Annotated in this window: 15 protein-coding genes; all 15 read left to right on the plus strand. The window is 35.6% G+C overall.

From position 1 onward, the window contains the following. Positions 1-76: 76 nt before the first annotated feature. The 15 genes from hpf (at position 77) to hprK (ending at position 14,760) form a co-directional block, all read left to right on the plus strand. Complete coding sequence (gene hpf, locus I567_RS08620; RefSeq protein ID WP_016251836.1) at positions 77-625, plus strand: ribosome hibernation-promoting factor, HPF/YfiA family; 549 nt, start codon at positions 77-79, stop codon at positions 623-625. A 215-nt stretch (positions 626-840) separates the two neighbouring features. Continuing rightward, positions 841-3,357: a preprotein translocase subunit SecA gene (gene secA / locus I567_RS08625; protein WP_016251837.1), complete on the plus strand. Its 2,517-nt coding sequence runs from the start codon at positions 841-843 to the stop codon at positions 3,355-3,357. Positions 3,358-3,432: 75 nt separating this feature from the next. Continuing rightward, a protein-coding gene (prfB, locus tag I567_RS08630) for a peptide chain release factor 2 (RefSeq protein WP_111736137.1) occupies positions 3,433-4,546 on the plus strand; the annotation gives its coding sequence in 2 pieces (ribosomal slippage) (positions 3,433-3,504 and positions 3,506-4,546; 1,113 coding nt in all). 100 nt (positions 4,547-4,646) lie between these two features. Beyond that, positions 4,647-5,333, plus strand: a complete 687-nt coding sequence (gene ftsE / locus I567_RS08635) for a cell division ATP-binding protein FtsE (RefSeq protein ID WP_016251839.1) — start codon at positions 4,647-4,649, stop codon at positions 5,331-5,333. Next, the gene (gene ftsX / locus I567_RS08640; protein WP_016251840.1) at positions 5,326-6,213 is read left to right on the plus strand and encodes a permease-like cell division protein FtsX; all 888 of its coding nucleotides are present in this window, start codon (positions 5,326-5,328) and stop codon (positions 6,211-6,213) included. Before ftsE ends, ftsX begins: the two co-directional genes overlap by 8 nt. A gap of 166 nt (positions 6,214-6,379) precedes the next feature. Continuing rightward, positions 6,380-7,234: a phosphate ABC transporter substrate-binding protein PstS gene (locus tag I567_RS08645; protein WP_016251841.1), complete on the plus strand. Its 855-nt coding sequence runs from the start codon at positions 6,380-6,382 to the stop codon at positions 7,232-7,234. A gap of 108 nt (positions 7,235-7,342) precedes the next feature. Continuing rightward, the gene (pstC, locus tag I567_RS08650) at positions 7,343-8,263 is read left to right on the plus strand and encodes a phosphate ABC transporter permease subunit PstC (RefSeq protein WP_018345394.1); all 921 of its coding nucleotides are present in this window, start codon (positions 7,343-7,345) and stop codon (positions 8,261-8,263) included. A 1-nt stretch (position 8,264) separates the two neighbouring features. Then, positions 8,265-9,149 carry a phosphate ABC transporter permease PstA gene (pstA, locus tag I567_RS08655; protein WP_016251843.1) on the plus strand — a complete coding sequence of 295 codons (885 nt, stop codon included), beginning with the start codon at positions 8,265-8,267 and terminating at the stop codon, positions 9,147-9,149. A 13-nt stretch (positions 9,150-9,162) separates the two neighbouring features. Continuing rightward, complete coding sequence (gene pstB / locus I567_RS08660; protein WP_016251844.1) at positions 9,163-9,969, plus strand: phosphate ABC transporter ATP-binding protein PstB; 807 nt, start codon at positions 9,163-9,165, stop codon at positions 9,967-9,969. 17 nt (positions 9,970-9,986) lie between these two features. Beyond that, complete coding sequence (gene pstB / locus I567_RS08665; protein ID WP_016251845.1) at positions 9,987-10,745, plus strand: phosphate ABC transporter ATP-binding protein PstB; 759 nt, start codon at positions 9,987-9,989, stop codon at positions 10,743-10,745. A 21-nt stretch (positions 10,746-10,766) separates the two neighbouring features. After that, entirely contained in the window at positions 10,767-11,441 is a 675-nt protein-coding gene (phoU, locus tag I567_RS08670; RefSeq protein ID WP_016251846.1) for a phosphate signaling complex protein PhoU, read from the plus strand. Positions 11,442-11,589: 148 nt separating this feature from the next. Further along, on the plus strand, positions 11,590-12,987 hold the full coding sequence (gene liaX, locus I567_RS08675; protein WP_016251847.1) for a daptomycin-sensing surface protein LiaX: 1,398 nt from the start codon (positions 11,590-11,592) through the stop codon (positions 12,985-12,987). A gap of 21 nt (positions 12,988-13,008) precedes the next feature. Continuing rightward, complete coding sequence (locus I567_RS08680) at positions 13,009-13,305, plus strand: PspC domain-containing protein (RefSeq protein WP_016251848.1); 297 nt, start codon at positions 13,009-13,011, stop codon at positions 13,303-13,305. Then, positions 13,305-13,652, plus strand: coding sequence for a phage holin family protein (locus I567_RS08685; RefSeq protein WP_016251849.1), 348 nt, complete (start codon positions 13,305-13,307; stop codon positions 13,650-13,652). Before I567_RS08680 ends, I567_RS08685 begins: the two co-directional genes overlap by 1 nt. A gap of 172 nt (positions 13,653-13,824) precedes the next feature. Continuing rightward, a complete protein-coding gene (gene hprK / locus I567_RS08690) occupies positions 13,825-14,760 on the plus strand; it encodes an HPr(Ser) kinase/phosphatase (protein ID WP_016251850.1) in 936 nt (311 codons plus the stop codon). The last annotated feature ends 3 nt before the right edge of the window (positions 14,761-14,763 follow it).

The following is a 14,763-nucleotide window of genomic DNA, read 5'->3' on the forward strand; positions in this document are numbered from 1 at the left end:
GATATAATAAAGTCAAGAAGAAGATAAAGAGTGGTCCTTTATCATTCTTTAGTGGCAGATGAAAGGGGCAATTGTTATGTTTAGATACAATGTTCGTGGAGAAAATATCGAAGTTACTGAGGCAATCCGCAATTACGTGGAAAAGAAAGTAGGAAAATTGGAACGCTACTTTGATAATGCACCTGATGCAACTGCACATGTGAATTTAAAAGTGTATACTGAAAAGACTGCAAAAGTAGAAGTGACCATTCCGCTTCCATATTTAGTATTGCGTGCAGAAGAAACTTCACCTGATTTATATGCCAGTGTAGATTTGGTAGTTGATAAATTAGAACGTCAAATTCGCAAGTTCAAGACAAAAATTAATCGTCGTACGCGCGAAACGGCACTGATCGATCAAGCACCAGTATTTACATTAGATGAAAGTGCTGACGAAGAAGCAGCTGAAACTGATATCGTCCGTACAAAACGCCTTTCATTAAAACCAATGGATAGTGAAGAAGCTGTATTACAAATGAATATGTTAGGTCATAATTTCTTTATCTTTGAAGATGCTGAAACAAATGGCATTAGTATTGTATATCGTCGTAAAGATGGTAAATATGGCTTAATCGAAACAAATTAAATGAGCTTTGGGCGTCAAGGAGATTTTCCTTGACGTTTTTTTAATATACTCGATAAAATAATAGAAAAATCTTCACCATGAGACAAAGTTCAACTAAAAATCATCGAATAATGAAAAGATAATACACTGAAAATATTTCAATTCTTTAAAAATAGTGATAAAATGGTAGGGAGATTGTTCTTAGAGCAGAAATTATTAAAGGAGTTTTTAAATAGATGGCAAATATTATTCGTAAAATGATTGAGAATGATAAAAAAGAATTAAAACGTCTTGATAAGATTGCAAATCAAGTGGAAAGCTATGCAGATACGATGGCGGCTTTAAGCGATGAAGATTTGCAAGCTAAAACAGATGAATTTAAAGCAAGATATCAAAATGGAGAAACTTTAGACCAATTATTACCAGAAGCTTTTGCAGTTGTTCGTGAAGCATCGAAACGTGTCTTAGGTTTATACCCATATCATGTACAGTTAATGGGAGGGATTGTTTTACACGATGGTAATATCCCTGAAATGCGTACAGGGGAAGGTAAAACTTTAACTGCTACCATGCCGGTATACCTAAATGCCTTAACTGGAGAAGGGGTTCATGTGGTTACTGTTAATGAATATTTAGCAACTCGTGACTCTACTGAAATGGGTGAATTATATAATTGGTTAGGCTTAACTGTGGGATTAAACATTAATTCTAAGAGTCCAGAAGAAAAACGTGCAGCCTATGCTTGTGATATTACATATAGTACAAATAATGAATTAGGGTTTGACTATTTAAGAGACAATATGGTGGTATATCGTCATCAAATGGTACAAAGACCGTTAAATTATGCAATTGTCGATGAAGTAGATTCAATTTTAATTGATGAAGCCCGTACACCATTAATTATTTCAGGACAAGCGGAAAAATCCACTGCCCTTTATACACGGACGGATATGTTTGTTAAGAAACTGAAAGAAGAAATCGACTATAAAATTGATATTCAATCAAAGACTATTAGTTTAACAGAAACTGGAATTGAAAAGGCAGAAGAATATTTTGACTTAGATAACCTATATGATATTGAAAATACTGCATTAACGCACCATTTAGATCAAGCTTTACGGGCAAATTATATTATGCTACGCGATATCGATTATGTAGTGCAAGAAGGTAAAGTTTTAATCGTTGACCAATTTACAGGTCGTATTATGGATGGCCGTCGTTATTCTGATGGATTACACCAAGCGATTGAAGCTAAAGAAAATGTTGATATCGAAGACGAAACGAAAACAATGGCAACTGTTACATTCCAAAACTTCTTTAGAATGTATAAGAAGTTAGCGGGGATGACGGGGACAGCTAAAACAGAAGAAGAAGAATTCCGCGAAATTTATAATATTCAGGTTATCCAAATTCCAACCAATAAACCTGTTATTCGTGATGACCGTCCAGATATCTTGTATACAACATTAAATAGCAAATTTAAAGCAGTGGTACAAGATATTAAAGAACGCTATCGCAAAGGACAACCAGTCTTGGTAGGTACGGTTGCGGTTGAAACTTCTGAATTGTTATCTAATTTATTAACAAAAGAACGTATTCCACATGAAGTGTTAAATGCGAAAAACCATTTTAAAGAAGCTGAGATTGTTTTAAACGCTGGTCAAAAAGGTGCGGTAACCATTGCTACAAACATGGCTGGTCGTGGTACGGATATTAAATTAGGGTTAGGAGTAGCTGAATTAGGCGGTTTAGCGGTTATTGGAACAGAACGTCATGAATCCCGCCGCATTGATAATCAGTTGCGAGGTCGTTCTGGTCGTCAAGGAGATCCTGGTGTTTCACAATTTTACCTATCTCTTGAAGATGATTTGATGAAACGTTTTGGTTCAGATCGTGTGAAACAATTATTCGATCGTATGAAGTTAGCTGATGAGGATACAGTGATTCAAAGTAAGATGATTACCCGTCAAGTTGAAGCGGCCCAAAAACGTGTTGAAGGAAATAACTATGATACACGTAAAAATGTCTTGCAATATGATGATGTGATGCGTGAACAACGTGAAGTGATTTATGGTCAACGTCAACAAATTATTATGGCTGAAGATAGTCTAGATGAAGTGTTGATGAATATGGTTAGACGTACAATCGATCGTATGGTAGAGGCGCACACCCAAGTTGAACAGAAAGACTGGAACTTAGAAGCAATTGTGGACTTTGCGAAAAATGCTTTAGTCCATGAAGATACAATTCAAACGGCTGATTTAGCAGGCAAATCTCAACAAGAAATTAAAGATTATCTATACCATCGTGCACAAGGAGTTTTTGATGAAAAGAAAGCACATATTAATAGTCCAGAACAAATGCTTGAATTTGAAAAGGTCGTGATTTTACGTGTCGTTGATGCGAACTGGACAGAGCATATTGATGCGATGGACCAATTACGTCAATCCATTGGTTTACGTGCGTATGGACAAAATAATCCATTAGTTGCTTATCAAACAGAAGGCTTCACGATGTTTGAAGAAATGATTGGCGCAATTGAATTTGAAGTCACTCGATTATTTATGAAAGCCGAAATTCGTCAAAATGTTCAACGTGAGCAAACACAAACACCACAACAAACGAACTTAACTGAAGATACGAATTCAGCTGGGCGTAAACCTGTCCGTGTGGAAAAAGTCGGTCGTAATGATCCATGTCCATGTGGAAGTGGCAAAAAATATAAGAATTGTCACGGAAAAAATGTCAAATAGCATTACTCACGAGGGTGTCTAGTTAGGCAGCCCCGTGTTTTCATTTATTAATAATGAACGAAAAGAGGAAAGTAAATGGAAATTGCAGAAATAAAAACTCAATTAGCACAAATGTCTGAAAAAATAAAAAGCTTTAGGGGGTCTCTTTGACTTAGATGGCTTAGAAGAACAAATTGCTGAAGCCCAAGCCAAGATGGCCGAACCAAACTTTTGGGATGATGCTACGAAAGCACAAAAAGTGATTGATTCAAATAACGCCAATAAAGCAATTTATGAAAAATTTATGCAGCTAAGTGAAAGTTATGATGAGATTGAGGTTATGTTTGAATTGCTTTTAGAAGAGCCTGATGCACAACTAGAGGCAGAATTAACGCAGCACATTGATTCTTTACAAAAAAATTTAGAAACTTATGAATTGCAAATGCTTTTAGATGAACCTTATGATCATAACAATGCCATTTTAGAGTTACATCCAGGTGCAGGTGGAACAGAATCACAAGACTGGGGTAGCATGCTTTTACGTATGTATACACGTTGGGCAGAACAGCATCAATTCCAAGTCGAAACGCTCGATTATCAAGCAGGTGATGAAGCGGGAATTAAGAGTGTGACCTTATTAATTAAAGGGTATAATGCTTATGGTTATTTAAAATCAGAAAAAGGTGTTCATCGTTTGGTACGGATTTCGCCATTTGATTCAGCTAAACGCCGTCATACTTCTTTTTGTTCTGTTGATATTATGCCAGAGTTAGATGATACAATTGATATTGAGATAAGTCCAGATGAATTGAAAATCGATACTTTCAGAGCAAGTGGTGCTGGAGGACAACATATCAATAAAACTGAATCAGCGGTACGGATTACGCATTTACCAACAGGAATTGTGGTTTCTTGCCAAACCCAGCGTTCACAACTCAAAAATAGAGAACAAGCGATGAATATGTTAAAGGCCAAACTATATCAACTCGAATTAGAAAAACAAGAGCAAGAAGCATTAGCCTTAAGAGGAGATCAAATGGAGATAGGTTGGGGCAGTCAAATTCGCTCTTATGTTTTTCATCCATACTCTATGGTAAAAGATCATCGTACAAATTTTGAGACAGGAAATGTACAAGCAGTGATGGATGGCGATTTGGACGGTTTCATTGATGCCTACTTAAAATATCGCTTGAATCAAAAATCTGAATAAAAGTTATTGTAATGAAATAAAAATGTAACTTAATGAAAGCAATTTGCAACAAAGACATGTTATAATGTTTCAGTATGAATGAAGATTTGGAGAGATTCACATGATAGAAATGAAGGATGTTATGAAGAAATATCCAAACGGTACAACCGCCATTCGTAATGTTTCTGTGAGCATTGATCAAGGTGAGTTTGTATATGTAGTTGGCCCATCTGGAGCGGGTAAATCTACTTTTATCAAATTGATGTACCGTGAAGAAAAAGCTACAAAAGGTTTATTACAAGTAGCTGGTTATGATTTATTAAAAATTAAAAATCGCGAAGTGCCTTATTTACGTCGAGAAATTGGTGTCGTTTTCCAAGATTATAAATTATTGCCTAAGAAAACGGTCTATGAAAATGTTGCCTATGCCATGCAAGTAATTGGAAAAAAACCACGTGAAATTCGTAAGCGTGTTATGGAAGTTCTAGACTTAGTTGGTTTAAAACACAAAGTACGTGTCTTTCCAAGTGAACTTTCTGGTGGGGAACAACAACGTGTTTCAATTGCTCGAGCGATTGTTAATATGCCAAAAGTTTTAATTGCTGATGAACCAACAGGAAACTTAGACCCAGAAAATTCATGGGAAATTATGAAATTATTGGAACGTATTAATGCTCAAGGTACAACTGTAGTAATGGCTACCCATAATAGTACAATTGTAAATACGATTCGTCATCGAGTCATTGCGATTGAAAATGGTCGCATCATGCGTGACCAAGTGGAAGGAGAGTATGGCTACGATGATTAGAACATTTTTCCGCCATTTATTGGAAAGCTTAAAGAGTTTAAAGCGTAATGGTTGGATGACTGTTGCTTCGGCGACGGCTGTAGCAATCAGTTTAACCTTACTTGGAATCTTTTTAGCATTAATTATGAATGCAACCAAATTAGCTGAAGACATCGAAAACAATGTTGATATTTCAGTCTTAGTTGATATTGGTACAAAGCAAGAAGATATTGATAAATTAAAAAAAGAACTTGAAGATTTGCCAAATGTGAAGTCTGTGGAATTTTCAAGTAAAGATGAAGAGTTAAAAAAATTAGAAGAAAGCATGGGTTCTGTATGGTCCATGTTTGAAGGCGATAGTAATCCGCTTTATGATAATTTCATTGTAAGAGCAAAAAATCCACAAACCATCAAAAAAATTGCCAAACAAGCTGCAAAGTTAAAAAATGTACACCGTGCAGATTATGGTGGTTTAGCATCTGATAAAATTTTAAAAATCACTAAAGGAATGCGTACTTGGGGCTTAGGTGCGGCGGTATTATTAGTATTTGTTGCAGTATTTTTAATCTCAAATACCATCCGCATCACGATTATGTCTCGTCAACGCGAAATTCAAATTATGCGTTTAGTAGGTGCCAAAAATGGTTATATTCGTTGGCCGTTTTTCCTTGAAGGTGCTTGGATTGGTGTCATTGGTTCGATTTTACCATGCTTAATTATCTTCTTTGGATATAGAGCTGCTTATCGAGTTTTAAATCAACCACAAATTTTAGGTGCAAGTTATCGTTTATTGACACCAGAAACATTCTCAATTCAAATTATGCTATTGCTAGTAGTAATTGGTATTTTAATCGGTGCATTAGGTTCAGTGATTTCAATGCGTCGATTCTTAAAAATTTAGTTTATTTGAAGAGCTCAGTGATAAGCTGGGTTCTTTTTTATTGTTTTTATTTTAATTCAAGGTAAGTATTTTCCTATGAATTTTTCCATGTTAAAATAAAAATGTATGTGCTAAATTCATACATACATGAAAAATGAATGATATATTTTAAGGAGCTATTTTTAGTATGAAGAAAATGACAATATTCTTAACGAGTATTTTGTCGATTGTATTATTGACAGGATGTAGTAAATGGGTGGATAAAGGACAATCAATCACAGCGGTTGGTTCCACGGCGTTACAACCATTAGTAGAGACCGTCGCTGAAGAGTATCAAAATATTCATCCGGGACAATTTGTGAACGTCCAAGGTGGAGGGAGTGGTACTGGCTTAAGTCAAGTGCAGTCTGGTGCAGTTAACATTGGTAACTCGGATGTATTTGCTGAAGAAAAAAGTGGGATTGATGCGAAAAAATTAGTCGATCATCAAGTTGCCGTTGTGGGTATCACACCAATTGTAAATAAAAAAGTTGGTGTAAAAAATATTTCAATGGAGAATTTACAAAAAATCTTTACCGGAGAAATTACCAATTGGAAGCAAGTTGGTGGTAATGATGTGGATGTCGTAATCTTAAATCGTGCTTCTGGTAGCGGGACACGTGGGACATTTGAACGTTGGGTGTTAAATGGTAAAGAACCAAAAGCGGCACAAGAGCAAGATTCTAGTGGTACTGTTCGCCAAATTGTTGCAGATACACCTGGGGCAATTAGCTATGTTGCCTTTTCATATGTGACAAAAGATGTGGCTACTTTATCAATTGATGGTGTTGCGCCAAATGATGACAATGTTAAAACCAATAAGTGGATTATTTGGTCTTATGAACATATGTATACCAAGGGACAGCCTACCAAGTTAACGAAAAAATTCTTAGACTATGTTCTTTCTGATAAAGTCCAAAAAGAGATTGTTGCTAAATTAGGCTATATTGCAATTACTGATATGCAAGTGAAGCGTGATTGGCAAGGCAATGTGATTCAGTAGCCTTTACAAAAAATTTACAATCTTTGCTTAAAATTAACATAAGATCTATCGAAAATTGATATTCAATCGTTAAACTGAGAGCATAGAATAGAAATGGGGGATGACCTCTTGGAAGATATGAAAGAAGTATTAATAAAAAAATCTAAAAGGGCAAGAATGGAACAACGCGGTAAGTTTATCAGCTTTATTTGTATTGCAATTATCGTATTGGTTGTGCTATCTATCTTTTATTTTGTTGCAAGTAAAGGGCTTGCCACATTCTTTGTAGATAAAGTGAATGTTTTTGACTTTTTATTTGGAAAAGAATGGAATCCAAGCGAGTTAGGGGCAAATGGGCAGCCAAAAGTGGGCGCCTTACCAATGATTTTGGGCTCGTTTTTAGTTACTTTTCTATCGGCAATTATCGCAACACCATTCGCTATTGGTGCAGCAGTGTTTATGGTTGAGATTTCACCAAAACAAGGACAAAAGATTTTGCAACCAGTTATTGAGTTATTGGTAGGAATTCCATCAGTAGTTTATGGTTTTATTGGTCTATCAGTGATTGTACCGGCTGTGCGTTCGATCTTTGGTGGGACTGGTTTTGGTATTTTAGCGGGAACGTTTGTTTTATTTGTCATGATTTTGCCAACAGTTACAACCATGACTGTAGATGCCTTAAAAGCAGTTCCGCGTCATTACCGTGAAGCTTCCTTAGCATTGGGGGCCACTAGATTTCAAACCATTTACAAAGTGGTGTTACGTTCAGCTGTACCAGGAATTTTGACGGCTGTTGTTTTCGGAATGGCACGTGCATTCGGTGAAGCACTTGCGATTCAGATGGTTGTGGGAAATGCTGCTTTGATGCCAACAAGCTTAGTGACGCCAGCAGCTACTTTGACATCAATTCTTACAATGGGAATCGGAAACACGATTATGGGTACCGTTGAAAATAATGTTTTATGGTCCTTGGCATTAATCTTATTAGCTATGTCTTTAGTATTTAATATTATTATTCGAATGATTGGTAAGAAGGGAGTGTTAAAGTAAGATGAATGCAAAAAAAATCGATAAAATTGCTACCGGCGTGTTATATGCTATCTCGGGAATCATCGTATTTATCTTGGCTGCCATGTTACTTTACATTCTATTACGCGGCTTGCCACATGTTTCTTGGCATTTTTTAACATCACCCTCTAAAGCTTATCAAACAGGTGGCGGAATCGGTATTCAATTATTTAACTCATTGTATTTACTACTCATTACAATGATTATTAGTTTTCCATTATCCTTAGGTGCGGGAATTTACCTATCTGAGTATGCAAAGAAAAATTGGCTAACTGATTTGATTCGTACTTCAATTGAAATTCTAAGTTCTCTACCATCAGTAGTTGTTGGTTTATTTGGTTTCTTAGTTTTTGTCATTCAATTTCAATATGGCTTTTCTATTCTTTCTGGAGCCTTAGCCTTAACCTTATTTAATTTGCCGCTATTAACTAGAAATATTGAAGAGTCCTTACGTGCGATTCATTTTACGCAACGTGAAGCTGGATTAGCATTAGGTTTATCACGCTGGGAAACGGTTATCCATGTCGTTTTACCTGAAGCATCTCCTGGTATTTTAACAGGATTAATTTTAAGCTCTGGACGTATCTTTGGTGAAGCAGCGGCCTTGATTTATACTGCCGGTCAGTCGGCGCCAGCTTTAGATTTTACTAATTGGAATCCGTTAAGTGTCTCTAGTCCGATTAGTATTTTTCGACAAGCAGAAACTTTAGCTGTGCATATTTGGAAAATTAATTCAGAAGGGACTATGCCTGATGGGGCTCAAGTTTCAGCAGGGGCATCTGCAGTCTTAATACTGGCTGTCTTAATTTTTAACTTTGGTGCACGGGCATTAGGTAAGAGACTGCATCAAAAATTGACCTCTGCGTAAGAAAGGATAAATAATGAAACAATATAATTTGAATGATCGTCACGTAATTACTTTTGATGGTCAAAAAGATTTAGGTTTATATACAGAAGATTTACATGTGTGGTATGGGCAAAATGAAGCGATTAAAGGCGTTGATATGCAATTTGAAAAAAATAAAATCACTGCTTTAATCGGACCGTCTGGCTGTGGAAAATCGACTTATCTTCGCTCGTTGAATCGTATGAATGACAGTATTGCCAATACTAAGGTAACTGGTAAAATCATGTATCGTGGGGTAGATATTAATTCACCTCAAGTGGATGTTTATGAAGCACGCAAACATATTGGTATGGTGTTTCAAAGACCTAATCCATTTAGTAAGTCAATTTATGAAAATATTACTTTTGCCTTAAAACGTCATGGGATGGCCAATAAAGAAGAGTTAGATGAAATTGTTGAAACTTCATTAAAACAAGCTGCACTTTGGGACCAAGTGAAGGATAATCTACATAAAAGTGCTTTAGCTTTATCTGGTGGGCAACAGCAACGATTATGTATTGCTCGTGCGATTGCGATGAAACCAGATATTTTACTACTTGATGAACCGGCAAGTGCGCTGGATCCAATTTCAACAGGGACGGTGGAAGAAACATTAATTCACCTGAAAGATCAATTTAGTATCGTTATCGTGACCCATAATATGCAACAAGCTGCTCGAATTAGTGATTATACTGCCTTCTTTTATATGGGTAATGTAATTGAATATGATAAAACCAATAAAATTTTCACACGGCCAAAAATTCAAGCAACAGAAGATTATGTATCTGGTCATTTCGGATAAAGAAAGGAAAGATAAATTTGGCAGAAACAATTATTTCTTCTCGCGATTTACATTTGTATTACGGGAAAAAAGAAGCGCTCAAAGGAATCAATTTAGATATATATAAAGGTGAAATCACTGCGATGATTGGTCCTTCAGGCTGTGGGAAATCAACTTATCTACGTTCTTTAAACCGAATGAATGACTTAATTCCCAACGTGACAATCACTGGTAGTGTGATGTACAAAGGAAAAGATATCTATAGTCCTAAAACTGATACTGTTGAGTTGCGCAAAGAGATTGGCATGGTTTTTCAACAACCGAATCCTTTTCCGTTTTCAATTTATGAAAATGTGGTCTATGGTTTGCGTCTTAAAGGGGTAAATGATAAACAAATTTTAGATAAAGTTGTGGAAGAAAGTTTAAAAGCGGCCTCTGTCTGGGATGATGTGAAAGATAAATTACATCAAAGCGCCTTATCTCTTTCCGGTGGACAACAACAGCGCGTATGTATCGCTCGTGTGTTAGCGGTTGACCCTGATATTATTTTATTAGATGAACCAACCAGTGCTTTAGACCCAATTTCTTCTGGTAAAATTGAAAATACCCTGTTAGAATTAAAGGAAAAATATACGATGATAATTGTGACGCATAATATGTCACAAGCGACACGGATTTCAGACCGCACTGCATTTTTCTTGAATGGTGATTTAATTGAATATGATAAAACCAAAAATATTTTCTTAAGTCCACAAAGACAAGAGACAGATGATTATATCTCAGGGCGCTTTGGTTAATAAAAAAGAGGAGAGAAAAACATGCTACGTTCACAGTTTGAAGAAGATTTACTTAATTTACACAATCAATTTTATGAGATGGGTATGCTCGTGAGCAAAGCCATTCATCGTTCAGTTCGTGCTTATGTCAATCATGATAAAGAATTAGCAAAACAAGTCATTGAACACGATGAAGAAATTAATAACTTAGAAATTCAGTTAGAGAAGAAAAGTTTTGAGATGATTGCCTTACAACAACCGGTTACTACTGATTTACGTCGAATCATTACCGTGATGAAGGCTAGTTCTGATTTGGAGCGCATGGGAGATCATGCCGTTTCCATCTCAAAATCAACAATCTTGGTAAAAGGACAAACGCGTATTCCAGAAATTGAAAAAGAAATCTCTGATATGTCTGATTCTGTGAAAAAGATGGTTGATAATGTATTGGTAGCCTATGTAAAAATGGATCAAAAAGATGCGAAAATGATTGCGGCAATGGATGAAAGAGTGAACCAACATCTTCGAGATATCTATGATCATACCATTGAAGCAATGAAAGCTAATCCAGATACAGTTATCTCAGGAACAGATTATTTAAATGTTGCCCAATATTTAGAAAGAATTGGTGACTATGTAACCAACATTTGTGAATGGATTGTCTACTTAGCAACAGGTAAAATTACTGAATTAAATTCTAACCGTACTGCAGAATAAGTCGAGTTAAGCGAAAAAGAGGGGTTTGAGGCCCCTCTTTTTGTAGTTTTTATGCAAATTGGTACTTTAGCCCTATGTAAATTTACAAAGTTTTTGGCATACTAATAGATGTAGAGGAGACTACATATAAATTTAGGAGGCAATAACGATGAACGAAAGAAAGCGTATATTTGATTTAGTGAAACAAGGAGTTATTTCTACTGAAGAGGCATTAGTTCTATTGGAAAATATTGCCAAAGAAACTGGGGGACGGGTAAAACCATCTGAAGACGATATTAGTCCAAAAGATTGGTTTATATCAAGTGATCGTTCATTAGATGATGAATCTTCAATGGACGCAATTGATGAATTAACACAATTAGAGAATTTAGAACATCAAATCGATGAAATCAATATTCAGTTGATTGAATTAAATGAAACTTTACAGCTTGAAGAATCTGCAGAATTATTACAGCAAAAACGTACATTACAAGATGAGCTTGCAAAATTAATGGCTGAAAAACAAGTTTTAGAAGCAAAAATTGATGAAAAATTCTATCATAAAGCAAATCAACATACACAAACAGAAACTGATTCATGGAAGGAACAAGCAAGTGATACCTTCTCTCAAGTAAGTGATAAATTATCTGATGTCACTGCACAATTGGGACGTTTCTTCAAAAAATCAATTAAAAATGTGTCACAAACAGTGGAAGATAATGTAGAATGGAAGGAGCTAAGTATTAAGGTTCCTGGTTTAGCAGTGACCAGTTTCGAACATGAATTTTCATATCAAGAAAGCCAACCAACGATTTTAGATTTTAAATTAGCGAATGGTTCAATTGATTTTAGAACTTATGATCAAGACTATATTAAGATTAAAGCCGATATCAAGATTTATGGTAAGTTTGATGAATCTGATCCACTTGCTGCGGTGATGAAAAGATCGACTATCGAATTGACTTCAGATAAGTTGATTTATCATCTACCTAATAAACGCATTAAGGCTGATTTAGTGGTATACTTACCTGAAAAGACTTATGATTATATCAGTGCACGTGTCTTAAATGGAGATGTAACCTTTGATCATTTGCAAGGAAAAGATTTCTTTGTGAAAGTAACGAACGGAGATATGGCATTTCAAGATGTTAGAGCTACTATGATAGAATTAGAAGGAACCAATGGAGATATCAAAGTAACGGATAGTAATGTGAATGATATCGTTGTTGAAACTGTCAATGGGGATGTACGTGTAGGTAGCACGCCAGAAACTGCTAGAATTAATTTAATCAATGGTGATGTGAAGTTAACTTTTGTAAATGATGGCTTGCAAGCTTTAAATGTTAATTCAGTAAATGGTGATATTAAGGTTGCGATGCCGAAAAATAATGGCTATGAATTATCAGCTAAGACAAATTTTGGCTCTATTCAAAGTCGTTTGGAAAATATTGAATTAGTTGAAGAAGTAAATGAAAAAATGAATCATCAATTGTCTCTTCGACGTGTTGCCGATACAACAGCAAAAGTGACTTTAAGCAGCAATACAGGAAGCATATATATTAAATAGAAACAGAGAGTGTGGACATAAATGAAAAAACTGACGAAATCAGCCAATAATCGAGTGGTATCCGGTGTACTAGGTGGTATTGGTGAATTCTTTAATATTGATCCTACAATTTTGCGGATAATTTTTGTTATTTTGATATTTATTGGATATGGCACGGTAATTCCAGTGTATCTTGTCGCTTTTCTAATCATCCCAGATTCAAGTGGTAAAATGACATTAGTCGAAAGATCAAAAACAAAAGTGATTCACCAAAGACCAGTGAAAAAGGTTAAGCCATTGGAACAAGATGATAGTGATGATGATTGGAGTGACTTTTAATGGGTTACTTTGCACGTCTAGTTGTAACAATGCTCACCTTTATTGGAATAACAGTGTTTTTACCTCAATTACTTTATGTAGATACCTTTCAAACAGCACTGTTAGCTAGTTTTGTACTATCTATATTAAATATCATAGTTAGACCAATTCTTTTGTTATTTACACTACCACTGAATATTTTAACGTTAGGGTTATTTACCTTTATTGTTAATTCAATGATGTTGGTAATGACTGCCAATATTTTAGGTGAAAACCATTTTTCATTTACTAGTTTTTCAGCTGCCGTTATAGTAGCAGTGATAATGTCTGTGGTGAATACTATCATCAACAGCTACCACGCCGATTAAATGAAAGTACAAAAGCCAGTTAGGGTAGATTGGCTTTTGTACTTTTTTCTTTTTTGCAAATGATTACAAAAACTTGAAAAAAATTCAATAATCTTGTGAATAAAGTAGTCATTAGCTGAAACAAATGGTAAAATAGAAGAGTATAGATTGTTTTGAAAAGAGGGTGTTATTTATGAGTGAAACAGTCAAAGTGATTGATTTAGTAAATGCCTTACAATTAGAAATCATTACTGGTGATGAAGAAGCTTTACAAAGAGAAATCAAAATTAGTGATATTTCACGTCCTGGATTAGAGCTTACTGGCTACTTCACATATTATTCATATAATCGAATTCAACTATTTGGTAGTAAAGAAATTACCTTTGCGCAAAGAATGTTACCAGAAGAGAGATTGATGGTCATGCGTAGGATGTGTGCACCAGAAATTCCAGCCTTTGTTATCTCTCGCGGTTTAGAAGTGCCTAAAGAATTGATACAAGCTGGTGATGAAGCAGGAATCCCTGTCTTACGTTCTAGTGTGTCAACTTCCCGCTTATTAGGTCAATTATCTAGTTTTTTAGATAGTAAATTAGCTGTCAGAGAAAGTATTCATGGCGTATTAGTAGATGTTTATGGTTTAGGTGTCTTAATTCAAGGTAGTAGCGGTATTGGTAAAAGTGAAACCGCCCTAGAATTGATTAAACGTGGTCATCGACTTATCGCAGATGACCGTGTTGATGTTTACAAGCAAGACGACTTAACATTAATTGGTGAGCCACCAAAAATTTTAGAGCATTTAATCGAAATTCGTGGGATTGGCATTATTGATGTCATGAATCTATTCGGTGCGAGTGCGGTGCGTGGTTCGATGCAAGTGCAATTAGCAGTTTATTTAGAAGCATGGGAAAAAGATAAACAATATGATCGCCTTGGTTCTGAAAATGCCACGGTTGAAATTGGCGATGTTGCTATTCCGCAAATTCGCATCCCTGTTAAGACTGGTCGAAATGTCGCAATTATTATTGAGGTTGCTGCGATGAACTTTAGAGCAAAGACCATGGGATTTGATGCAACGAAAAAATTTGAAGAACGTTTATCATTATTGATTGCTGAAAATTCAGGAAAGTAGGGA

The organism is Enterococcus cecorum DSM 20682 = ATCC 43198 (genome assembly GCF_000407565.1).
GTDB classification, from domain to species: Bacteria; Bacillota; Bacilli; order Lactobacillales; family Enterococcaceae; genus Enterococcus_E; species Enterococcus_E cecorum.

Excerpts from the sequence above, each read along its gene's own strand:
- hpf (WP_016251836.1), top strand. The coding sequence starts at position 77 with ATGTTTAGATACAATGTTCGTGGAGAAAATATCGAAGTTACTGAGGCA.
- secA (WP_016251837.1), top strand. The coding sequence starts at position 841 with ATGGCAAATATTATTCGTAAAATGATTGAGAATGATAAAAAAGAATTA.
- ftsE (WP_016251839.1), top strand. The coding sequence starts at position 4,647 with ATGATAGAAATGAAGGATGTTATGAAGAAATATCCAAACGGTACAACC.
- ftsX (WP_016251840.1), top strand. The coding sequence starts at position 5,326 with ATGATTAGAACATTTTTCCGCCATTTATTGGAAAGCTTAAAGAGTTTA.
- I567_RS08645 (WP_016251841.1), top strand. The coding sequence starts at position 6,380 with ATGAAGAAAATGACAATATTCTTAACGAGTATTTTGTCGATTGTATTA.
- pstA (WP_016251843.1), top strand. The coding sequence starts at position 8,265 with ATGAATGCAAAAAAAATCGATAAAATTGCTACCGGCGTGTTATATGCT.
- pstB (WP_016251844.1), top strand. The coding sequence starts at position 9,163 with ATGAAACAATATAATTTGAATGATCGTCACGTAATTACTTTTGATGGT.
- phoU (WP_016251846.1), top strand. The coding sequence starts at position 10,767 with ATGCTACGTTCACAGTTTGAAGAAGATTTACTTAATTTACACAATCAA.
- liaX (WP_016251847.1), top strand. The coding sequence starts at position 11,590 with ATGAACGAAAGAAAGCGTATATTTGATTTAGTGAAACAAGGAGTTATT.
- I567_RS08680 (WP_016251848.1), top strand. The coding sequence starts at position 13,009 with ATGAAAAAACTGACGAAATCAGCCAATAATCGAGTGGTATCCGGTGTA.
- I567_RS08685 (WP_016251849.1), top strand. The coding sequence starts at position 13,305 with ATGGGTTACTTTGCACGTCTAGTTGTAACAATGCTCACCTTTATTGGA.
- hprK (WP_016251850.1), top strand. The coding sequence starts at position 13,825 with ATGAGTGAAACAGTCAAAGTGATTGATTTAGTAAATGCCTTACAATTA.